Source organism: Nocardia sp. NBC_01499 (assembly GCF_045040275.1).
GTDB lineage: Bacteria > Actinomycetota > Actinomycetes > Mycobacteriales > Mycobacteriaceae > Nocardia.
Window position 1 is genome coordinate 10075361 of sequence record NZ_CP109426.1, and the last position, 21770, is coordinate 10097130.

General features: G+C 68.6%; 19 protein-coding genes. 11 read left to right on the forward strand and 8 right to left on the reverse strand.

The window, feature by feature from the left end; translation table 11 throughout:
* Positions 1–9: 9 nt before the first annotated feature.
* The 3 genes from OG203_RS45290 to OG203_RS45300 are packed head-to-tail and all read right to left on the reverse strand — an operon-like array spanning position 10 to position 2608.
* Entirely contained in the window at positions 10–903 is an 894-nt protein-coding gene (locus OG203_RS45290; protein ID WP_405163367.1) for an alpha/beta fold hydrolase, read from the reverse strand.
* Positions 900–1424, reverse strand: coding sequence for a YiiD C-terminal domain-containing protein (locus tag OG203_RS45295; protein ID WP_405163368.1), 525 nt, complete (start codon positions 1422–1424; stop codon positions 900–902). Before OG203_RS45295 ends, OG203_RS45290 begins: the two co-directional genes overlap by 4 nt.
* A 26-nt stretch (positions 1425–1450) precedes the next feature.
* Positions 1451–2608, reverse strand: a complete 1158-nt coding sequence (locus OG203_RS45300; RefSeq protein WP_405163369.1) for an acyl-CoA dehydrogenase family protein — start codon at positions 2606–2608, stop codon at positions 1451–1453.
* 147 nt (positions 2609–2755) lie between these two features.
* Here OG203_RS45300 and OG203_RS45305 point away from each other — a divergent pair, with 147 nt between their 5' ends.
* From OG203_RS45305 to OG203_RS45315, 3 genes are all read left to right on the forward strand, one after another.
* Positions 2756–3688 (forward strand): PDR/VanB family oxidoreductase, encoded by a 933-nt coding sequence (locus OG203_RS45305; protein ID WP_405163370.1) that lies wholly within the window; start codon positions 2756–2758, stop codon positions 3686–3688.
* 106 nt (positions 3689–3794) lie between these two features.
* Positions 3795–4502, forward strand: coding sequence for a hypothetical protein (locus OG203_RS45310; RefSeq protein WP_405163371.1), 708 nt, complete (start codon positions 3795–3797; stop codon positions 4500–4502).
* 124 nt (positions 4503–4626) lie between these two features.
* On the forward strand, positions 4627–6174 hold the full coding sequence (locus OG203_RS45315; protein ID WP_405163372.1) for a phytoene desaturase family protein: 1548 nt from the start codon (positions 4627–4629) through the stop codon (positions 6172–6174).
* 5 nt (positions 6175–6179) lie between these two features.
* Here OG203_RS45315 and OG203_RS45320 read toward each other — a convergent pair whose 3' ends face one another.
* From OG203_RS45320 to OG203_RS45330, 3 genes are read right to left on the reverse strand one after another with little or no spacing between them, the layout of a single operon-like run.
* Positions 6180–7163 (reverse strand): zinc-binding dehydrogenase, encoded by a 984-nt coding sequence (locus OG203_RS45320; protein WP_405163373.1) that lies wholly within the window; start codon positions 7161–7163, stop codon positions 6180–6182.
* Between the two features lie 15 nt (positions 7164–7178).
* Positions 7179–7601 (reverse strand): organic hydroperoxide resistance protein, encoded by a 423-nt coding sequence (locus tag OG203_RS45325; RefSeq protein ID WP_405163374.1) that lies wholly within the window; start codon positions 7599–7601, stop codon positions 7179–7181.
* Positions 7598–8053, reverse strand: coding sequence for a MarR family winged helix-turn-helix transcriptional regulator (locus tag OG203_RS45330; protein ID WP_405163375.1), 456 nt, complete (start codon positions 8051–8053; stop codon positions 7598–7600). Before OG203_RS45330 ends, OG203_RS45325 begins: the two co-directional genes overlap by 4 nt.
* A gap of 252 nt (positions 8054–8305) precedes the next feature.
* On the opposite strand from OG203_RS45330, the gene OG203_RS45335 reads away from it, so the two are divergent.
* Positions 8306–9103 (forward strand): SAM-dependent methyltransferase, encoded by a 798-nt coding sequence (locus OG203_RS45335; RefSeq protein ID WP_405163376.1) that lies wholly within the window; start codon positions 8306–8308, stop codon positions 9101–9103.
* 178 nt (positions 9104–9281) lie between these two features.
* Positions 9282–11750, forward strand: coding sequence for a transglycosylase domain-containing protein (locus OG203_RS45340; RefSeq protein WP_405163377.1), 2469 nt, complete (start codon positions 9282–9284; stop codon positions 11748–11750).
* A gap of 3 nt (positions 11751–11753) precedes the next feature.
* Here OG203_RS45340 and OG203_RS45345 read toward each other — a convergent pair whose 3' ends face one another.
* Positions 11754–12539, reverse strand: a complete 786-nt coding sequence (locus tag OG203_RS45345) for an IclR family transcriptional regulator (RefSeq protein ID WP_405163378.1) — start codon at positions 12537–12539, stop codon at positions 11754–11756.
* Positions 12540–12626: 87 nt separating this feature from the next.
* On the opposite strand from OG203_RS45345, the gene hutH reads away from it, so the two are divergent.
* From hutH to hutI, 5 genes are all read left to right on the forward strand, one after another.
* A complete protein-coding gene (gene hutH, locus OG203_RS45350) occupies positions 12627–14186 on the forward strand; it encodes a histidine ammonia-lyase (RefSeq protein WP_405163379.1) in 1560 nt (519 codons plus the stop codon).
* A gap of 66 nt (positions 14187–14252) precedes the next feature.
* Positions 14253–15905 carry a urocanate hydratase gene (gene hutU, locus OG203_RS45355; RefSeq protein ID WP_405163380.1) on the forward strand — a complete coding sequence of 551 codons (1653 nt, stop codon included), beginning with the start codon at positions 14253–14255 and terminating at the stop codon, positions 15903–15905.
* A 37-nt stretch (positions 15906–15942) separates the two neighbouring features.
* On the forward strand, positions 15943–17142 hold the full coding sequence (locus tag OG203_RS45360) for an allantoate amidohydrolase (RefSeq protein WP_405163381.1): 1200 nt from the start codon (positions 15943–15945) through the stop codon (positions 17140–17142).
* Positions 17139–18443 (forward strand): formimidoylglutamate deiminase, encoded by a 1305-nt coding sequence (locus OG203_RS45365; RefSeq protein WP_405163382.1) that lies wholly within the window; start codon positions 17139–17141, stop codon positions 18441–18443. The genes OG203_RS45360 and OG203_RS45365 overlap by 4 nt, the downstream gene beginning before the upstream one ends.
* The gene (gene hutI, locus OG203_RS45370) at positions 18431–19588 is read left to right on the forward strand and encodes an imidazolonepropionase (RefSeq protein WP_405163383.1); all 1158 of its coding nucleotides are present in this window, start codon (positions 18431–18433) and stop codon (positions 19586–19588) included. The genes OG203_RS45365 and hutI overlap by 13 nt, the downstream gene beginning before the upstream one ends.
* A 5-nt stretch (positions 19589–19593) precedes the next feature.
* On the opposite strand, the gene OG203_RS45375 is transcribed toward hutI, so the two are convergent.
* Complete coding sequence (locus OG203_RS45375; RefSeq protein ID WP_405163384.1) at positions 19594–20712, reverse strand: PQQ-dependent sugar dehydrogenase; 1119 nt, start codon at positions 20710–20712, stop codon at positions 19594–19596.
* A 117-nt stretch (positions 20713–20829) separates the two neighbouring features.
* On the opposite strand from OG203_RS45375, the gene OG203_RS45380 reads away from it, so the two are divergent.
* Positions 20830–21729 (forward strand): LysR substrate-binding domain-containing protein, encoded by a 900-nt coding sequence (locus OG203_RS45380; RefSeq protein WP_405163385.1) that lies wholly within the window; start codon positions 20830–20832, stop codon positions 21727–21729.
* Positions 21730–21770 lie beyond the last annotated feature (41 nt).

Here is a 21770-nt window from a genome sequence, read left to right on the forward strand (position 1 = left end):
CAGTTCTCCTCAGCCGGGCAGTTCGCCGGCGACAATCCAGGTCGCGACACGGGCCGCGATCGCCGGGGAATCCTTGACCCAGGTGAAGTGATCGCGATGCGCGATCGGCGAGTCCTCGTCGATGTGCCACTGGGTGACGCGCGCCTTCGGCATCCGGGAGACCAGGAAGTCGACATTGGACTTCGGGCCGAGGACGTCGTCGGACAGCGAGATGACCAGCACCGGCGCTGTCATAGTGCGCAGCAGCGTGTTGTACTGTCGCGCACTGCCTTTGGGTCGGTAGTAGCTGGTCAGCGAGTGCATCGCCCAGTCGCGCATGACGCCGCCGGGCATCGGCGCGGGGATGAGCACGCCGCCGGGCCAGTGGCCCTTCCAGCGCGCGACCAGGCCGATCCACTGGATCTGGCTCAGCGCCTCGAACCAGCGTCGCGGGCCGAACGCCCACCAGAACACCGTGCCGGTGCCGATGACGGTGACCCCGGCGACGCTGTCCGGCTCAGCGGCGGCGTACAGCAGCGCGACCTGTCCGCCGAGGCTGTGCCCGAACAGGTGGATCGGCGCGCCCGGAAACCGTTGCCGCACAGCGGCGACGATCGCGGGCATGTCGATCTCGAGCATCTCCCGGTAGCCGAAATTGCGGTGCAGCCCGAGTTCGGGCTGTGCCTCGCCGTGTGCCCGCAGGTCGCAGGTGGCGACCGAAAGGCCCTGGGCGTTCAGCTCTTTTGCGAGCAGCAGGTAGTTCTTCGCTTTCATCGCCATGGCGGGCAGGATCAGCACTACGGGTGCGTCGGCCTTCTTGCCGGGCAGGAAGCGGACGGTGAAGGTGACACCGTCGGAGGTCGAGACCGTCGTCGATTCGAGGGCCGCGAACTCGGAGCCCTTCTTGGGAGCCGCGGTGGTCACCGGTCCGACTCCTGGATCGTCACATCGCAGACGTAGTCGAAGGTGAACTTGGCGACGACCACGTCGCTGTCGTCGACCAGGGAAGCCTTGCCGGACAACTCGAAACGGTTCGACACGGTCGTGCTCAGCACCTCGGCCAGCTCGCGCCGGTCGACGGTGGCGATGGCGCGGATCCGGCCGAGGGCGGGCTTGCGGTAGGACGCCGTGCCCGCCCGCAGTACCAGGCGCTCGATGGTGGACAGGCGCGGGGCGGCCGCGCCGACGAACGCGGCGGCGCCGCCGATATCGGCGGCGGTGAACAGCGCACCGGCGTGCACGGTGCCCATGTGATTGCGCACGGTGTCCGCGACGGGGATCTCGACAACGGCTCGCTCCGGGCCGATCTCGGTGATCAGGGTGCCGACGTGGCGGCCGAACGGCACCAGGTCCTGCGACACGGCCCGCAGGTATTCGTAGTCGACAGCGGCACCGTCGAGTTCGGGGTAGGCGGCGGCGAAGCCGGCGATCTCTCGCGTGGTCATGCGGTTCTCCCTTCAGCGATTACGGTTCAGCGATTGCGCAGTGCGCGCCGGGCGATGGACCAGCGCAGGACCTCGGACGGTCCCTCGTAGATGCGGAAAGCCCTGGCCTCGACCAGGAATCGGGCGACGAGGTAGTCCTCGCAGACGCCGAGCCCGCCGTGCAGCTGGACGGCGCGGTCGAGCACCCGCCAGACCGCCTCGGAGACGAAGGTTTTCGCGATCGACGCGTCGTGGCGCGCCTGCGACGAGGTCGGTCCCTGCGCGTCGATGGTCTCGGCCGCCGTGCGGATGACGCCGCGGGCGGCGGCGATGTCGATCTCGTTGTCCGCGACCATGCCCTGGGCCAGCCCGTGTTCGGCGATCGGGACGCCGAAAGAGGTTCGGGTGCTGATGTGTTCGATGGCGAGATGGTGTGCGCGCACCGCGAGCCCGAGCCAGTTCATGCAGAACACCAGCCGGGACGGGGCCAGCCGCACCTGGGCGAGTACCAGTCCCTGGCCGACCTCGCCGAGCACGGCGGAATCGGGGACCTCGCAGTCGACGAAGGTGACCTCGCAGTGTCCGCCGGGCGCGCTGGTGTGGTCGAGCGTCGGCATCCGGCGGCCGACCCGCAGCCCGGGGTTGTCCTGGTCGACCAGGAACATGGTCGGCCCGTCGCCGGTGCGGGCCACGCAGATGGTGAACGCGGCGCCCTGCGCGCCGGTGGTGAAGTGCTTGGCGCCGTTGATGATCCAGCCGTCGTCGGTCTCCTCGGCCACCGTCTGCAGCATGCCTGGATCGGATCCGGCGCCGGGTGCCGGTTCGGTCATCGCGATCGCCGAGCGCACCTCGCCTGCGGCCAGCGGCGCGAGGTAGCGCTGCTGTTGCTCGGGGTCGGCCACGTGGGCGAGCAGATGGATGTTGCCGTCGTCGGGTGCCCAGGCGTTGACCGCGATCGGGCCGAGCAGGCTGGCCCCCGCCGCCTCGAGCACCTGGGCCTGAGCCCGGGTATCCAGGCCGAGTCCGCCGTACTTCGGGTCGGACAGCGGGCCGAAAACGCCCGCCTCCTTGGCCTTCTTCTGCAGGTCGAGGCGCAGCGCGTCGTCCATCACCCGCCCGTCGACGATGACCTCGCGTTCCACCGGAACGACCTGGTCACGAATGAACCGGGTGGTTTTGTCCACCAATTGCCCCACAGTCGTCATGGCGCAAGTTTCGGGGCCGATGGGCCGTCTGAGTCGGGGCGATAGTCAACGTCGATTGCGCGAATCGACTGCCCGTTCGCCTGGTGCGTTGCCACGGGATCTCCGCGACGGTGATCTGGCCCGACCAACCCGCGAAAGAAGGCAGAGATGACTGAGTTTCCGGTACGGGTTGCGGCTCGCCGCGACGAGGCCGAGGGTGTGTTCTCGCTCGAACTTGCCTCGGTCGCGGGCGCGGCGTTGCCGGGGTGGACACCGGGCGCGCACATCGATGTTGCTGTGGGTGCCTCGGGTGTCCGTCAGTATTCGCTCTGCGGTGATCCGGCGCAGTCGAGCCACTGGCGCATCGCGGTCTTACACGAGCCAAGCGGCCGTGGCGGATCGCATTATCTGCACAGTACCGCTCTGCCCGGTACTGTGCTGCGAGTGTCGATGCCGCGCAACAATTTCGAGCTGGTTGATTGCGGGCGGTATGTTTTCGTCGCGGGCGGTATCGGGATCACGCCGATCCTGCCGATGGTGGCTGCAGCCGACGCGGCAGGCGCGAGCTGGTCGCTGTATTACGGCGGCCGCACCCGCGCGCACATGGCGTTTGCCGACGATCTCGCGAACAGGTATCCGGCCGCGAAGTTGTTGCCGCAGAACGAACACGGGCTGCTGCCGCTCGCCGAGATCTTGGCCGGGCACCGCGATGCCGCGGTCTACTGCTGCGGGCCAGAGCCGTTACTCGCCGCAGTGGAAGCCGAGGGGGCGCGGCAAGGGCTGGCGGTGCATCTGGAGCGATTCGTGCCGAAGCCAAGGGAATTCGCGCCGAACGAGGCCTTCGAGGTCCGATTGGCAAGCAGCGGTGCGACTTTCCGGGTCGGGGTGAACCAATCCATCGCCGACGTACTGGAGCGGGCGGGCATCAGCATCGTCACCTCCTGCCGCGAAGGCACCTGCGGCACCTGCGAAACAGCCGTTCGCGCAGGCGATATCGACCATCGTGATTCGTTGCTCACGGCCGAGGAGCGGGCGCGCGGCGACACCATGATGCTGTGCGTCTCGCGTGCCAGGTCGGACGTGCTCGTGCTGGATCTTTGACCGGTTCGCACGGCGCCACCGGCAGCCGGGCATTGACTTGTCGGCGCGATCCGCGACCGGCACGCGGCACGCTTGCGTGCCGAATCTCCACAGGAAGAGGGTACAGATGAGGAAAATTGTTGCGGTGGCCGCGGGAGTGGCCGCCGCAGTCGGCATCGCCGCCGGCACGGCCGCCGCTCAGCCCGCAGGGGCCGACGCGGTCGATTTCACGGCCAATGCGACCGAGACGCAGACCGTCATCAAGACCGACGGCGGCTCGATGGTCGTCGAGGACGGCGTGTTCAAGATCAAGGCGGCCAACGGCACCACCATCGCGGGTACGCCGTTGAAGTTCCGGGTCGACGAGTTCGAGTACCCGATCGCGGCCGACATCTCCGATCACACCGCGACGCTGACGCCGCAGTTCGAAATGGACAAGGCGGTCTACAAGCCGGTCGCCCTTCCGTTCGAGGACAAGGCGCCGTGGAAGACCGACTACGACCGTGAACAGGCCGCCTGGACCCGCATGACCAGCACCATCACGATGGGTGCCACCATCGGCACCCTCGTCGGTGGTCTCGGCGGCGCTGCCGTCGGCTGTGTGCTCGGCGGCATCCTCGGTGCCACCGCCGCGGCTGCCACCATCGTCGGCATGTTCGGCCCGTTCATCCCGGCCGCCGCCATCGGCTGCCTCGGCGGCATCATCGCCGTCGGTGCCCTCGGCACCGTCACGGGCCAGATCCTGGTGACCGCCCCGGTCGCCATCGGTGCGGCGATCCAGTACTTCGCCACTATCGCCCAGCCGCCGATGCCCCCGGCGCCCCCGGCCAAGTAGGTAGTGGGGAAGATCCCAACGGCGTTCGTTGGGGGACACCCGACCCCGTCCGGTCCTCGTGACCGGGCGGGGTCTTCGCGGTGTTCGGGTGTCGATCGGCCGGAATCCGTGCTATCGAGGACGGATGAAGCCGACTCGGTCGTCGTATGACGTGGTGGTTGTTGGTGGTGGTCACAATGGGTTGGTGGCTGCCGCGTATCTGGCCGGGGCCGGGCGGTCGGTGGCGGTGTTGGAGCGGCAGTCGGCCACCGGCGGGGCGGCGGTGTCGGCGCGGGTGTTCGCGGGGGTGGACGCGCGGTTGTCGCGGTATTCGTATCTGGTGAGCCTGTTGCCGCGCCAGATCGTCGAGGAGTTGGGGTTGCGGTTCGCGACGCGGCGGCGGCGGATTTCGTCATATACGCCGGTGGGGGCGGGTGGGCTGTTGGTGGATACCGGGTCCGAAGAGCGGACGAGGGCGAGTTTCGTCGGGCTGACCGGGTCGGATCGGGATTTTGTTGCGTGGCAACGGTTTTACGCGATGACGGGGCGGCTGGCCGAGCGGGTGTTTCCGACGTTGACGCGGCCGTTGCCGTCGCGTGCGGAATTGCGTGGTGTCGTGGATGACGAGATGGCCTGGGAGGCACTGTTCGAGCGGCCGCTTGGGGAGATCATCGAGTCGGAGTTCGCCGACGACACGGTGCGCGGGGTGGTGCTCACGGATGCGTTGATCGGGACGTTCACGCACGCGCATGATGCGTCGCTGCGGCAGAACCGGTGCTTCCTGTATCACGTGGTCGGCGGCGGGACGGGGGATTGGGATGTGCCGGTTGGCGGTATGGGTGCGCTGACGGATGCGCTCGTCGACGCGGCGCGCGCGGCGGGCGCGGAGATCGTCACCGACTGTGCGGTGACCTCGATCGAAACCGACGGTCGCGCAGCCGAAGTGCGTTGTTCGGGCGGGGTGATCGGCGCTCGGCACGTGCTGGTGAACGCCGCGCCGCACGAGCTGGCGCGGCTGCTCGGCGAACCGCAGGAGCCGAAACCCGAAGGCGCGCAACTGAAGGTGAACATGTTGCTGACGCGCCTGCCCCGGCTACGCGACAGCTCGGTCGATCCGCGCGAGGCGTTCGCCGGGACCTTTCACATCGGCGAATCGTACGCACAGCTGGACCGGGTCTACGGCGAGGCGGCGATCGGCCGGATTCCGTCGGCGCCGCCGTCGGAGATCTACTGTCACACGCTGACCGATCCGTCGATCCTGTCGCCGGAGCTGGCCGCGCAGGGTGCGCACACCCTCACCCTGTTCGGATTGCACACCCCGGCAAAGCTTTTCGCCAAGGACCCGGCGGTGAAGGCTGAGCTCGTGAAAGCGACCATGGCGCAGCTTGATTCGGTGCTCGCCGAGCCGATCGGCGATTGCCTGGCCGTTGACGAGAACGGCGAACCGTGTCTGGAAGCGAAGACCCCGCTCGATCTCGAGCGGGAGGTCGGTCTGCCCGGTGGTCATATCTTCCACCGCGACTTGGCATTTCCCTTTCGAGACGACGCCGAATCGGACCCGGCCGCCCGGTGGGGTGTCTCGACCGGCCACCGCAATGTTCTGCTCTGCGGCGCGGGCGCGGTCCGAGGCGGCGGTGTCAGCGGCATTCCAGGTCACAATGCCGCCATGGCCGTGCTCGAACCGCGCCCGTAAGCGCGTCAGACCTTAGGGGCCAACACGATCTTCGCGCTGCGGCCAGGGCTTTCGGTGGCGACGGCCGCGTCGGCCGCCGCGTCGAGCGGGTAGGTGGCTTCGACGTCGAGCCGCAGGACGCCCTGCGCCGCCGCGGACACCAGTTCGCCGATCAGCCGCCTGCGATCCTCGGCGGAGGTCTCCTCGATCCGCTTGGAACCCCAGAAACCCTTGACCACAGTCTGTTTGAAGATGAGGTCGCTGGGACTCAGGGTCAGCGGCTGGCCGGACAGTGCGCCGAACGAGATCAGCTCACCCTTGGGCGCGAGCAATGCCATCGCATCGCTGGCCGCGCGTCCGCCCACCTGATCGACCGCGCGCACGATCGGCGCGCCCGACGTCGCGGCGACGGCCGCGTCACGCCAGCCCTCGGCCTCGGTGTCGAAGACCGGCTCGAAGCCAGCGGCACGCAGCGCCGCCACCGACTTCGGCCCGCGCACCAGGTTGAGCACGTTGACACCGCGTTGCCGCGCAAGCACATTCACCAACCTGCCGACCGCGCCGTTGGCCGCATTGATCGCGATCCAGTCCCCGGACGCCACCTCGAGATCCTCGAGCAGCATCAGCGCGCTGAGCGGCATGGCGAGCAACTGGGCGGCGGTCTCGTCGGACACCGCGTCCGGCACCGGCACCACCTGGGCGGCCTTGGTGACGAAGTAGTCGGCCCACACGTTCTGCGCGCCGGACACCGTAACCCGTTGGCCGACAGTCAGTCCGGTGACACCGGAGCCGAGCGCGTCGATCCGCCCGACGCCCTCGGTGCCGGGGATCGCGGGCAGCGGCGGCTGGTAGCCGTACACGCCGCGCACGATGGCCAGGTCGTGATTGTGGATGGGCGCGAGGATCAGCTCGACCCGAACCTCACCCTCGCCCGGTGCTGGCTGCGGCCGCTCCGCCGTGGTCAGTACGTCTTTGGGCTCGCCGAAACTTTCGATGACTACCGCACGCATGCTTCGCTCCTTCGTTCAGTCTTCGGCGACAACGACGGTGACGTCGATGTTGCCGCGGGTGGCGTTGGAGTACGGGCACACCTGGTGTGCCTTGTCGGCGAGGGCCTGCGCGTCCTCGCGGGACAGATGGGGCAGCGACACCTCGAGGGTGACCGCGAGCTCGAAACCGCCGGCGTCGTTCGGGCCGATGCCGACCTTCGCGCCGACCGCGGAATCGTCGACGTTCGCCTTGTCCTGCTTGCCGACCAGGCGCAGCGCCGAATGGAAGCAGGCCGCGTAGCCCGCCGCGAACAGCTGCTCGGGGTTGGTGCCCGCGCCGCTGCCGCCCATCTCCGGCGGGGTGGCCAGGTCCACGTCGACCTTGCCGTCGGTGGTGCGGGCGTGCCCGTTGCGGCCGTCGCCGGTCGCCAAGGCCTCCGCGGTGTAGAGGATCTTCATGCCTGTTCTCCTTCGATCGGTGGTGCCGAGAGTGCGCTGGTGAGTCGCCGCAGGGTTGCGCGCAGCGCCAAGAATTCGTCAACGGAAAGGCCACAGGCCTCGGCCATTTCGGCCGGGATGCCGCGGGCCTCGGCGCGCAGTTCGCGGCCGCGTTCGGTGAGTTCGATATCGACGCGACGTTCGTCGTCGGCCGCGCGCCGCCGCCGCACGAGACCCGCCGCCTCCAGCCGTTTGAGCAGCGGAGACAGCGTGCCCGAGTCCAACGCGAGCGCGTGGCACACCTCGCCGACGCTACGCCCGTCGCGTTCCCAGAGGGCGAGCATTACCAGGTACTGCGGGTAGGTCAGCCCGAGCCGTTCCAGTTTCGGCCGGTAGACCGCCGTCATCGCCCGGGATGCCGCGTACAGCGGGAAGCACAGCTGCTCATCGAGGGTGAGATGGTCGTCGGTCATGTTTGTAAACGTAGTCCGCAACTATATTGTGCACAACCAATCAACTGGGTGTTCCCGGTCACAGTCCTGGACGTCTTGGGATGTAGAGTGTCGAAGCCAACCGGGCTGATGAGAAGCGACGCCGCGCGCACTGCGGAACACGCGACTCGTGTCCAATCTGACTCTTCGGTGTTTATGTTCGAATTAGCCGACACCGGCCGTTGGACGCTTGTACAGTCAGCCGCACGTACCACCCTCTCGAGGAGCCGCATCATGGTCCGCGAAAGCGATCGGCTGATCCGCACCGATGTACCCCATTCCGCACGAATCTGGAATTACTGGCTCGGTGGTCAGGACTATTACGAAGTCGATCGAATAGCCGGTGAGTCGGGGATAACGGTGTATCCCAATATCGGCACGATGGCGCGGCAATCGCGCAAGTTCCTGATCCGCGTGGTGCGCTACCTCGCGGCCGAGGCCGGTGTCCATCAGTTCCTCGACGTCGGCACCGGGCTGCCGACCATGCAGAACACCCACGAGGTCGCGCAATCGGTCGCGCCGGACGCCAGGGTCGTTTATGTCGACAACGATCCACTTGTGCTCGCGCACGCTCGCGCGCTGTTGGTCAATACCACCACCGACGAAGGTGTTACCGCACTTGTGGAAGCAGATTTCCACGATCCTGATCAGATTGTCGTCGAGGCGCGCAACATTCTGAACTTCAGCAAGCCGATCGCGGTCATGTTCATGGGCGTTCTCGGCCACGCGCGCACCTGGGATGACGTTATGCGCATCACCGGCGCGCTTATCGAAGCCATTCCATCCGGTAGTTATTTCGCGATGTACGAGGGCACCTCCGAAGATCCTCGGCTGGTGCGCCTTTCGGACTACTACTCGAAAACCGGCGCCGTTCCGTATTACGTACGATCGGTCGACCAGATCCGCGAAGTCTTCAAGAATCTCGAGCTCGTACCGCCCGGCATCGTTCCGGTCAACCAGTGGCGCGCCGACTCCGAGGCCACCAGCGAGGAACCCTCCGCCGCGTGGGGCGGCATCGGCTACAAGCCCTGAGGCGGCGGCACCGTCCTGGACCTCCTCGGTGATCCCGCGATGATGCCCTGGTAGGGACTATGGCTGCCCTGTGTCAGGGTGCTGGCGCGGGTCCCGCCGGGGTGATTGCGTAACGTTCCTGCGAACCGCGACGCCTTCCGTGATGTGGATGGCGTTGCGGGGCAGACCGTTTCGAGCTATGGAGACCCAGGCTGTGACTTCGCCCTACGACGATGGACCGAACAACGGTCGCCCTCCTCGCGGCAGGCAACCGGGACCGGGCGGCTATCCGCCACCGCGTCCGTCCGGACCACCGCAGGGGGCGCGGCCGATGCCACCGCTGCGGCAGGGGCCCGGCCCGGTACCGCCGGGTGGCGTACGACCGTCGGGTGCCCCGCCGTATCGCGGTCCGGCACCACAGGGCGCGGATCCGCGTGGTCCAGTCCCGCCCCCGCGACAGCGCCCTGGTCCGGGAGCGCCGAATACACAGGTGCCACAAAGGCGGGTGCCCGCAAACCTCGGCGAGGCCCCCGCACAACGAAATCAGCGTTCCGGCAAGGCAACTCGGCCGAACGGCCCCGGGGGTCCCCGACCTGCGGTCACGAGATCGCGGTGGCGGACCATCCGTCGCGTTCTCTACATCCTGCTGGCGTTGGTCATCATCGTGCCGTGCGCGGCCTTCGTGGTCGCGTACAACATGGCCACGGTTCCCCGGCCAAGTGCGTTGAAGACCAACCTGGTGGCGACCATCGTGGCGTCCGACGGCAAAACCGTGCTGAACAAGGTGGTACCGCCGCAGGGCGACCGCACCGACGTCTCCATCGATCAGATCCCACCGCATGTGCGTAATGCCGTGATCGCGATCGAGGACCGAACGTTTTACACCAACCCCGGCTTCTCGATCCCCGGTTTCGGCCGTGCGTTGCGCGACAACCTGCTCAACCGCGAGGACGCGGGCGGTGGCTCGACCATCACCCAGCAGTACGTCAAGAACGCCTACGTCGGCAACGAGCACGCACTCGGCCGCAAGTGGCGTGAGCTGGTGATCTCGGCGAAGATGGCGCGGCAGTGGAGCAAGGACGACATCCTCACCGCCTACCTGAACACCATCTACTTCGGTCGCGGCGCCAACGGCATCAACGCGGCGGCCAAGGCCTACTTCAACAAGAAGGTGCCGGATCTGACTCCGGCCGAGGGTGCGATGCTGGCCGCGCTCCCCAGGGAACCATCGAACCTGGATCCGGAGAAGAATCGCAAGGGTGCCGAGAGCCGCTGGAACGACGTGCTCGACGCGATGGTCGACACCGGTGCGATGACCAAGGCCGACCGAGCGAAAATGCAGTTCCCGCAGGTGGTTCCGGCGGCACAGAGCAGTGCTGACAAGTCCGATCAAGGCCCCAACGGCCTGATCAAGAGACAGGTGATCGCGGAGTTGGCCGACGCGGGCATCAGCGAGAGTCAGCTCAACGCCCAGGGCCTGCAGATCACCACCACCATCGACAACAAGACACAGCAGGCCGCGGTCGACGCGGTCCAGAAGAACATGCCGGGCGAGCGGCCGGAGACACGCACGGCGGTGGTGTCGGTCGACCCGAAATCCGGTGCGGTGAAGGCATATTACGGTGGCGACAACGGGCAGGGCTGGGACTTCGCCGACCACCCGCTGCAGACCGGATCGACGTTCAAGGTGTTCGGTCTCGCCGAGAACCTGGATCTCGGCATTCCGCTGTCGAAGATGTACGACAGCTCGGATCTGACCGCGCCGGGTACCACGAAGAAGATCACCAACGCCGAGCCCGGCGAAACCTGCGGCACCTGCACCATCGCCGAAGCGCTCCGGCTCTCGCTGAACACCAGCTTCTATCGGATGGAGCTGGATATGGGCTCCGGCGGCCCGAACAAGATCGCCGCGATGGCGCACAAGGCTGGCATCCCCGACACCATCCCCGATCTCGGCAAGACCCTGGTTGAGCCGGACGGCTCGCCACCCAACACCGGAATCATCCTCGGCCAGTACTCGGTCCGCGTGCACGATATGGCCTCGGCGTACGCGACTTTCGCGGCCTCGGGGGTCTACCACAAGCCGCACCTGGTGCAGCGGGTTGTCGCGGCCGACGGTCAGGTACTGCTCGATCGCGGCTCGGTGGCCGGTGAGCAGCGCGTCTCGAAGGCGGTGGCGGACAACGTAACCGCGGCGATGGAACCGATCGCCGCGTCGTCACTGAAACATGGGTTGGCCGGCGGCCGTAGGTCCGGCGCCAAGACCGGCACCACCCAGCTCGGCGACACCGGTCAGAACAAGGACGCCTGGATGGTCGGCTTCACCCCGTCGCTGTCGACGGCCGTCTGGGTGGGTACCCCCGACGGCACCGCGCTCGAGACCTCGAAGGGCAATGTCATGTGGGGATCCGGGCTGCCGTCCGATATCTGGAAGGACACGATGGACGCGGCACTGCAGGGCACCCCGAACGAGGACTTCCCCAAACCTGCCTCGATCGGCGGTCAGCCCGGCGGCGTCCCCTCCGTCTCCGTCTCGCCCTCCGCGCCCCCGCCCGCGCCGACGACCGGAACGCAAGACTGCGGGCAACCCATTCCCATGCTGCCGCCCTCGTTCTTCAATCCATGCGCTCCGCAACAGCCGCAGGATTCGGGCCGGTCACCCGGCTAGCCGCTACTGAGTGACCCGGCCGCCGATGCGCTGAGTGAGGTTGTCGGCGGTCGTCCTGACCCGGACGGCCAGCGGCGCCCAGTCGGCGGGGCACGGCGTGGCCTCGCAGTGGTGGCGCAGCGTGACGCTGATGGCCGCGATCGGGCGTTGGTTGTGATCGAAGACGGGATACGCGACGGAGGCGAAGCCCGGCGTCACGTGGCCGTCTTCGCAGGCCCAGCCGCGATTGCGTTCGGTGCTGAGGATGCTGCGCAGGGACGCGAGCGAATTGGGTCCGCGCTCGGTGCGGCGGACGAACGAGGACGCCGAGGGGAACAGCGCGCGGATCTGCGCGGCGGGCAGATAGGCGAGGATCGCGCGGCCGCAGGCCGTCAGGTGCGCGGGCAGCCGCACGCCGACGTTGGTGACCAGGGTTTCCGGGCGCGACGGACGTTCCTTGATCAAGTAGAGCAACTCGTTGCCGTGCAGCACGCCGAGGTGCGCGTTGTGCCCGACCTGCTCGACCAGTTCGCGCAGTAGCGGTCCGGCCAGCCGTTCCAGGGGATCGTGGCGCAGATAGGCGGAGCCGAGCTCGAACGCGGCGATGCCGAGCCCGTAGCGGCGCTCGCTGGGCAGGCGGGTGACGAAGCGGGCCGCTTCCAACTCGCCGAGCAGGTGATAGGTGGTCGACCTCGGCAGGCCGAGTTCGCGCGCGATGGTCGAGGCGGAGATGGGCCCGGCCCGGCCCGCGAGTAGCTGCAACACCGCCAAGCCGCGGCGCAACGCCGGGACGTCGCTGCTTGTTCCCATGCCATCTCCTCGGCAAGTCTTGGATATCAGACGGAATCGGACCTGCGCTCATTCTCCACTGCCCGCCGCGACGGTGGAATGGACCCCATGCCCGAAACTGCACAGCTACCGCCCGTGGCACTCGACGGACCGTTGACCGGGGAACAGGTCGTCGCCGTCGCGCGGCTCGGCGCCAAGGTTCACCTGAGCGAGGCCACCGAGGACCGGTTGGCCCTGGCGCGGGCGCACGTCGACGCGCTGGCCGCCGGGACGGTGCCGACCTACGGCGTGTCCACCGGCTTCGGCGCGCTGGCGACCCGCCACATCCCGCAGGAGAGCCGGGTCGCGCTGCAGCGTTCGCTCATCCGCTCGCACGCGGCGGGGGCGGGCCGCCCGGTCGAGCGGGAGGTGGTGCGCGCGCTGATGGTGCTGCGCCTGCGCACCCTGGCGACCGGCCACACCGGCATCCGGCCGGAGACGGCCGCAACGCTGGCCGCGCTGATCAATGCCGACATCACCCCGATCGTGCACGAATACGGCTCGCTCGGCTGTTCCGGCGACCTCGCGCCGCTGGCCGCGGTCGCCCTCGCGTTGATGGGTGAGGGCGAGGTCAGCGATGCCGCCGGAAACGTCACCGACGCGGCAACGGCCTTGAGCGCCAACGGAATCAAGCCGGTCGTGCTCGCCGAGAAGGAAGGGCTTGCGCTGACCAACGGCACCGACGGCATGCTCGGCATGCTGGTGCTCGCGCTTGCCGATCTGCACATGCTCCTCGATGTCGCCGACCTCACCGCGGCGATGAGCGTTGAGGCGCTGCTCGGCACCGACCGGGTGTTCGCCGCCGACCTGCAGGCCCTGCGCCCGCATCCCGGCCAGGCCCGCTCGGCGGCGCGGATCAGTGCCGCGCTGGCCGGTTCGGAGATCGTGGCCAGTCATCGTGGGCCGGACTGCAATCGGGTGCAGGACGCCTACTCGCTGCGCTGCGCGCCACAGGTGCACGGCGCGGCGCGGGACACCGTCACGCACGCCGAGCTGGTCGCCGGTCGCGAATTGGCTGCCGCCGTGGACAATCCGGTGGTGCTCGCGGACGGGCGGCTGGAATCCAACGGCAACTTCCACGGCGCCCCGGTCGCCTACGTGCTCGACTTCCTCGCCATCCCGGTGGCCGACGTGGCGAGCATGGCCGAGCGCCGCACCGACCGGATGCTCGATGTCGCACGCTCGCATGGACTTCCGGCATTCCTGGCCGGTGATCCCGGCGTCGATTCCGGGCACATGATCGCGCAGTACACCCAGGCCGCGGTGGTGAGCGAGCTCAAGCGGCTGGCCGTGCCCGCGTCGGTGGACTCGATCCCGAGCAGCGCGATGCAGGAGGACCACGTTTCGATGGGCTGGTCGGCCGCCCGCAAACTGCGCACCGCGGTCGAGGGTCTGACCACCGTGCTCGCCGTCGAATACCTTACGGCCGCACGGGCACTGGACTTCCGTGCGCCGTTGCGTCCGGCACCCGCCACCGCCGCGGCGCTGGCCTTGCTGCGCACGAAGGTCGAGGGTCCCGGCTCGGATCGTCATCTCGCTCCCGAAATCGCCGCCGCCGAGGAACTGGTCCGCTCCGGCGACCTCGCCCGCGCGGTCGCCCCGCACTTCGCGTCCTCGAACGGATCGTGACAGCAGGGCCTTTCGAACTTTGCCGCGGCCAAGGCCGGCGGCAGGAATCCATTGGAGGTTGGTTCTATGAGTCGGATAGTTCGGGCGGCGCGCGGCACGCAGCTCACTGCCAAGAGTTGGCAGACCGAGGCGGCGATGCGGATGCTGCACAACAATCTCGATCCGGAGGTGGCCGAGCGGCCGCAGGATCTGGTTGTCTACGGCGGCACCGGCAAGGCGGCCAGGAACTGGGCCAGCTTCGACGCGATCACGCGGTGCCTGACGACGCTGGAGACCGACGAGACGCTGCTTGTGCAGTCGGGCAAGCCGGTCGGGGTGTTCCGCACGCACGAGTGGGCGCCTCGGGTACTGATCGCCAACTCGAATCTCGTTGGCGACTGGGCGAATTGGCCGGAGTTCCGCAGGCTAGAGGCGCTCGGGCTGACCATGTACGGCCAGATGACCGCGGGCTCGTGGATCTACATCGGCACCCAGGGCATCCTGCAGGGCACCTACGAGACGTTCGCGGCGGTGGCGGACAAGCGGTTCGGCGGCACCCTGGCCGGCACGCTCACGCTGACCGCCGGGCTCGGCGGGATGGGTGGCGCGCAACCGCTGGCGGTCACCATGAACGGTGGTGTCGCGCTGGTGATCGAGTGCGATCCGGCCCGCGCGCAGCGGCGGGTGCAGGAACGCTACCTCGACGAGATCGCGACCGACCTCGACGACGCGGTGATCCGGGTCTCGAACGCGCGCAGGCAGCGAAAGGCGTTGTCCGTCGGCCTGATCGGCAACGCCGCCGAGGTGCTGCCGCAGCTGCTCGCGATCGGCCTCGACCCCGAGATCGTCACCGACCAGACCTCCGCGCACGACCCGCTCGCCTACCTCCCGCGCGGCATCGCCGTCGAGGACTGGGCCGACTACGCGGCGAAGAAGCCGGACGAGTTCACCGATCGGGCCCGCGAATCGATGGCCGAGCACGTCGGGGCCATGCTCGGCTTCCTCGACAAGGGTGCCGAGGTGTTCGACTACGGCAACTCGCTGCGCGGCGAGGCCGCCCTCGGCGGCTGTGCGCGGGCCTTCGACTTTCCCGGCTTCGTGCCCGCCTACATCCGCCCGCTGTTCTGCGAGGGCAAGGGCCCGTTCCGCTGGGCGGCGCTGTCCGGCGACCCGAAGGACATCGCGGCCACCGACCGCGCCATGATCGAGCTGTTCCCGGAGAACGAATCGTTGCGGCGCTGGATCAGGATGGCCAGTGAACGCGTTGCCTTCCAAGGCCTTCCGGCCCGCATCTGCTGGCTCGGCTACGGCGAGCGGCACCTGGCCGGTCTGCGCTTCAACGAGATGGTGGCCAGCGGCGAACTGTCCGCGCCGGTGGTGATCGGCCGCGACCATCTGGACTCCGGCAGCGTCGCCTCGCCGTACCGCGAGACCGAGTCGATGGCCGACGGCTCCGACGCCATCGCGGACTGGCCGCTGCTCAACGCGCTGCTCAACACCGCGTCCGGTGCGACGTGGGTGTCGATCCACCACGGCGGCGGCGTCGGCATGGGCCGGTCCATTCACGCCGGGCAGGTGTGCGTGGCCGACGGTACCGAACTGGCCGCGCGAAAGATCGAGCGCGTGCTCACCAATGACCCTGGCACCGGCGTGATCCGGCACGTGGACGCGGGCTACGACATTGCCGGTGCGGTGGCTACCGAACGCGGCGTGCGCATTCCGATGCACGAGGCGCCGTGAACCGAAACCGAGAGCACGGCATGACAGGAGTAACGCGGTGGGCGTGAACGAGCTGATGGGCGAGATCGCCGGTGTCGGAAGGGATTCCCGGCGCGGCGGCTACTCGCGGCACGTCTACGACTACGCCGACTTCGAGTTGCGGGACTGGTTCATCGACCAGGCACTGGACAGCGGCCTGGACGTGAACACCGATCGCAACGGCAATATCTGGGCTTGGTGGGGAAGTCCAGGGACCGGTGCGGTCGTCACGGGCAGCCATCTCGATTCGGTGCCAGGCGGCGGTGCGTATGACGGTCCGCTCGGCGTGGCCAGCGCGCTCGCCGCCGTGCAGATCTTGCAGGGCGAGGGCTTTACCCCGGCCAAGCCGCTCGCGCTGCTCGTGTTCGCGGAGGAGGAGGGCGGCCGGTTCGGCGTGCCGTGCCTCGGCTCCCGCTTGCTCACCGGCGCCATCGACGCCGATCGCGCCCGAAATCTGCGCGACAACAACGGTGTCACGCTCGCCGAAGCGGCGGTGAAGGCCGGTGCCGATCCGAAGCGTTTCGGCGCCGATCCCGAATCACTGGCCCAGATCGGCTGTTTCGTGGAGCTGCACGTGGAGCAGGGGCGCGGGCTGATCGAGCTGGACAGTCCGATCGCCACCGGAAGCAGCATCATCGCGCACGGGAGGTACCGATTCTCCTTCTCCGGCCAGGGCAATCACGCGGGCGCCACCCGGCTCGTCGACCGGCACGATCCGATGATCCCGGCCGCGACGGTCGTCGCGGCCGCGCGCCGGGCCGCCGCCGCGATGTCGGACGCGCGCGCGACGGTCGGCAGGCTGGTGCCCAATCCCGGTGGCACGAATGTCATCGCGTCCTCGGTCGATCTGTGGCTGGACGCACGCGTCGCCGGTGACGGCCGCACCGCGGCATTGGTCGAGGACATCACCGAGGCGGCGCGGGCGGCCGCCGAGGGCGAAGGGTGTCAGCTCACCGTCACCGAGGAGTCCTATTCGGACGACGTCGTTTTCGATGAGACCCTCCGAAACCGGATGGACAAGGTGCTCGGCGGCGTGCCTGCGCTACCCACCGGCGCCGGACACGACGCGGGCATCCTCGCCGCGCATGTTCCCTCCGGCATGCTGTACGTGCGTAATCCGACCGGGATCAGCCACGCCCCGGAGGAATACGCCGAGCCCGCCGACATCGCCAGCGGCGCACAGGGTCTCGCGCGGGTGCTGGAGGAGCTCGCCGGATGAGCACCTACTGGGCCGAATACGCCTGGCTGCCGGACGGATTGGCCGCGGCGGTGACGATCGAGGTGAACGGCGCGACCATCCAGTCGGTGGCCCGCGATACCGATCGCACCGGCACGGTGCTCGCGGGATTGACGATTCCCGGTTTCGCCAACGCGCACTCGCACGCCTTCCACCGTGCGCTGCGCGGGCGCACCCAGCACGATCAAGGCACGTTCTGGACGTGGCGGGAGCGCATGTATGCCGTTGCCGCCCAACTGGATCCCGACTCCTACTATCGGCTTGCGCGCGGGGTGTACGCCGAGATGGTGTTGGCGGGATACACCAGTGTCGGCGAGTTCCACTATCTGCATCACGCTCCCGGTGGTGCGCGGTACTCGGATCCGAACGCGATGGGCGCGGCACTCGCGGCGGCCGCCGATGACGCCGGTATTCGGCTGACGCTGCTCGATACGTGTTATCTGACAGGGGGATTCGGGGTCGAGCTTGGGGAGCATCAGCGCAGGTTCAGCGACGGCACGGTGGACGCGTGGGCCGAACGCGCCGCCGCGTTCACGCCGAAACCGGAGCTGGTACGGACCGGCGTCGCCGCGCACTCGGTGCGGGCCGTCCCGGCTGCCGCGCTCTCGGTCGTCGCCGCCGCGGCGCAGGGTCGGCCGGTGCACGCGCACCTGTCCGAGCAGCCCTCGGAGAACGCCGATTGCCTTGCCGCGCACGGCCGTACGCCGACCGCAGTGCTGGCGGAGGCGGGCCTGCTCGGCCCGCAGACGGTCGCGGTACACGCGACCCACCTCACGAGCGCCGACATCGATCTGCTCGCCGAGAGCGGCACTCGCGCGTGTTTCTGCCCAACCACCGAACGCGACCTCGGCGACGGCATCGGCCCGGCCCGTGCACTGGCGGACGCCGGAGTGGGTCTGTGCCTCGGCACCGACAGTCACGCGGTGATCGACGCCTTCGAGGAGTGGCGCGCACTCGAACTCGACGAGCGGCTCGCCAGCCGGGCTCGCGGCCGGTTCAACCCGGCCGAGTTGTACCGTGCCGCAACCGATCACGCGTCTATCGGCTGGCCGGAGGCGGGCCGGATCGAGCCGAACGCCGCGGCCGACCTGGTCACCATCGACCTGGACTCGATCCGCACGGCGGGCACGGCACCGGCCGCCGCGCTGTTCGCCGCGACCGCGAGCGATATCCGCTCGGTGCTCGTCGCGGGCCGTCCCGTCGTGTCCGAGCACCGCCATCTGCGAGTGGCACATCCGGAAACCGTGTTGCGAGAGGAAATCGAGGCATTGTGTCGACCCTGATCACCGGCATCGGCGAACTCACCACCAACACCGAGGGCGGCCCGCTGCGCGACGCCGCGGTTGTCCTGGATGGCGAGCACTTCGCCTGGGTCGGACCGGCGAATTCCGCTCCGGCGGCCGACGATCGGGTCGACCTCGACGGCAGGGCGGCCCTGCCCGGCTGGGTCGACAGCCACACCCATCTCGTCTTCGCCGGTGACCGCACCGCCGAGTTCGAGGCCAGGATGGCCGGACGCCCGTACCGCGCGGGCGGCATCGCCACCACCGTGACGGCCACCAGGGCCGCGACGGACGACCAGCTGTCGGTCAATCTGGCGCGGCATATCACCGAGGCGCGGCGGCAGGGCACCACCTGCCTGGAAACCAAGACCGGGTACGGGCTCAACGTCGCGGACGAACTGCGCTCGGCCCGGCTCGCCGCGGCGGCCGCCGATGAGGTGACGTTTCTCGGCGCCCATCTGGTCCCGTTCGATATGGATGCCGACGCCTACGTCGACCTGGTGTGCGGCGAAATGCTCGACGCCGTCGCGCCGTATGTGCGGTGGGCCGATGTCTTCTGCGAGACAGGCGCTTTCGACGAGGATCGATCGGAAGGGGTGCTGCGCGCCGCCGCCGCGCGCGGACTCGGCCTACGGGTGCACGGCAATCAGCTCGGCGAAGGCCCCGGCGTGCAACTGGCGGTGCGGCACGGTGCGGCGAGCGTCGACCACTGCACCTACTTGACCGATGCCGATATCGAAGCCCTCGCCACCTCCGACACCGTGGCCACCGTGCTGCCCGCCTGCGACCTGTCCACCAGGCAGCGCCTCGCACCGGCCCGCGCACTGCTGGACGCGGGTGCGACGGTCGCGCTGGCCACCAACGCCAACCCCGGCAGCTCGTACACCACCTCGATGGCCTTCTGCGTCGCCACCGCCGTTCTGCAGATGGGACTTTCGGTGGCCGAGGCAGTCCACGCGGCGACCGCGGGCGGCGCGAAGGCGTTGCGTCGCGACGATGTGGGCGTTGTCCGCGTCGGTGCTCGCGCGGATCTCCAGGTATTGGACGCACCGTCGGTCACCCATTTGGCTTACCGCCCAGGAGTACCGCTGACCTACGCGGTGTGGCGGCTCGGTCAGCGGGTCCGCGTCCCGATGGCCGACTGACCGGCTCACCGCGCCGGGAAGCGAAGGACGCGATCGTCGTTCGGACGTGGAGTGCCGCGACCATCGGTGTTGCAGGTGGTGAGCCACAGCGCGCCATCCGGCGCGACCGCGACCGTACGCAACCGACCGTAGCTGCCCCGCAACACATCTCGGGGCTGGCCGACGGCGCCGTCACGCAGCGGCACGGTCCACAGCCGTTCACCGCGTAACGCCGCGACGTAGAGCGTGTCTCCGGCGATCGCGATCCCGGACGGGGAGGCGTCCGCGGTCGCCCACGTCGTCAACGGTTCGGTGAATCCGCGATCCGTGCTGCCCATCCCCTCGACCGCCGGCCAGCCGTAGTTGTGTCCCGGTTCGATCAGATTGATTTCGTCGAACCGGTCCTGCCCGAACTCCGCCGCGAAAAGCCGTCCCGCGCGATCCCAGGCCAGCCCCTGCACATTGCGATGCCCGAGGCTGTACACCGGCGAACCCGGTGTCGGATTGTCCAGCGCCGGTCGGCCTTCCGGGGTCAGCCGCAGAATCTTCCCATTGACGCTCGCCGGATCCTGCGCCCGATCGCGCTGTCCCGCGTCGCCGGTCCCGGCATACAACATGCCGTCCGGCCCGAACGCGATCCGGCCGCCATTGTGATTGACGGACTTGGCGATCCCGTCGAACAGCACTTCCGGCGGACCGTCGAGCCGAAATCGCGCGATCCGATTATCGGATTCGGCGGTGAAGTAGGCATAGATGTAATGGTTTTCGGCATACTGCGGCGACAACGCCAAGCCGAGCAGTCCGCCCTCACCGGCCGCGACCACGCCGGGCACCTGATAGACCTGTTCGGGCGCATGACCTGGCCCGATCCGCAGTATCCGCGCGCTGTCGCGTTCGGCGACGAGTGCGTTGCCGTCGGGCAGGAATGCCAGCCCCCACGGGACATCGATGCCGTGCGCGATCTCCTCCGGTGCGCCGAGGTCGGGTGCGCCGGTGGGTTTACTCGGCGCGGTGCCGCTTACCGTCGCGGGGGAGGGTGTGGGCCGGTCGCTTTCGCATGCCGAGATCGCCGTCGCGGCCAGTAATACGGTGATCGCGACAGCAACAATGTGACGACGCGCTGACCTGACATTCACATAACTCACGCGGGCACCTCCGGCGATATTCGTGTGTGCGCGGCGCGCGGGATGAAGCCACATCGTTAGGCCGCGCACCGCGGGCGGTAGCCTGACCCAGTCTTGTCCCCGAACCACGTTGAGGTCATGGAACTTCGTCAACTGAGGTATTTCGTCGCGGTGGCCGAAGAGCTACATTTCGGCAGGGCGGCGGAACGGCTGATGATTGTGCAATCGTCAGTCAGCCAGCAGCTGGGCCGGCTCGAACGCGAGCTCGGCGTCGTACTGCTGGAACGGTCGCCTCGCAGCGTCCGGCTCACCGAGGCCGGGGCGGCGTTTCTGCCTGCCGCGAAGAAGGTGCTCGCCGCCGAGCGGCGCGCGCGGACCAGCGTCGCCGACTTCCTGACTGCGCCGACCGTGTTGCGGATCGGGACCAGCCGTGGCATGGGCGAACGGCTGGAACGGTTGCTCGTCGCGCTGAAGCAGCGCGCGCCGGGGGTGAAGGTTGAGTTGACCTCGGCGGCCCTCGGGCAGCGGCTGCGCAAGGTGTCGGAGCACGAGTGGGACGCGGCGTTTCTGCGCGGCGAGGTGGCGGCGCCCGAGGGCGTGCGCCAGATTCCGGTATGGCACGACGAACTCGTCGTCGCGCTGCCCGCCGATCACCCCTCGGCCGCCGAGCGCTGCGTCGATCTGGCCCAGCTCGCCGAGCTGCCGCTGTATCTGACCAACCGGCAGAACAACGCGTTGCTCGATGATCTGGTGCTGACCGCCTGCAGCAAGGTGGGATTCGAGCCGGTCTTCGGTCCAGAACAGGTGTCGATTCAAGACACCCTCGCCGCGCTCGGCGCTGGTGCCGCGGGGTGGACCGTGTTGTACGCGCCGCACGCGCGGCTGCTGCACAGCAGCCGGGTGGCCTTCCTGCCGGTCTGCACGCCCGGTGTGCTCGCGCTGCCCACGGTGCTCGCGGTGCGCACCAATGCCATGGAGCGGCTGCATCCGCTGCTCGAGGCCTGCCGGGACGTCGCGCTCGGCGATCAAGCGTCTTAATCGGGCGTCGGCCTTGTGCCGACCAGCCTTCTTCCGTTACG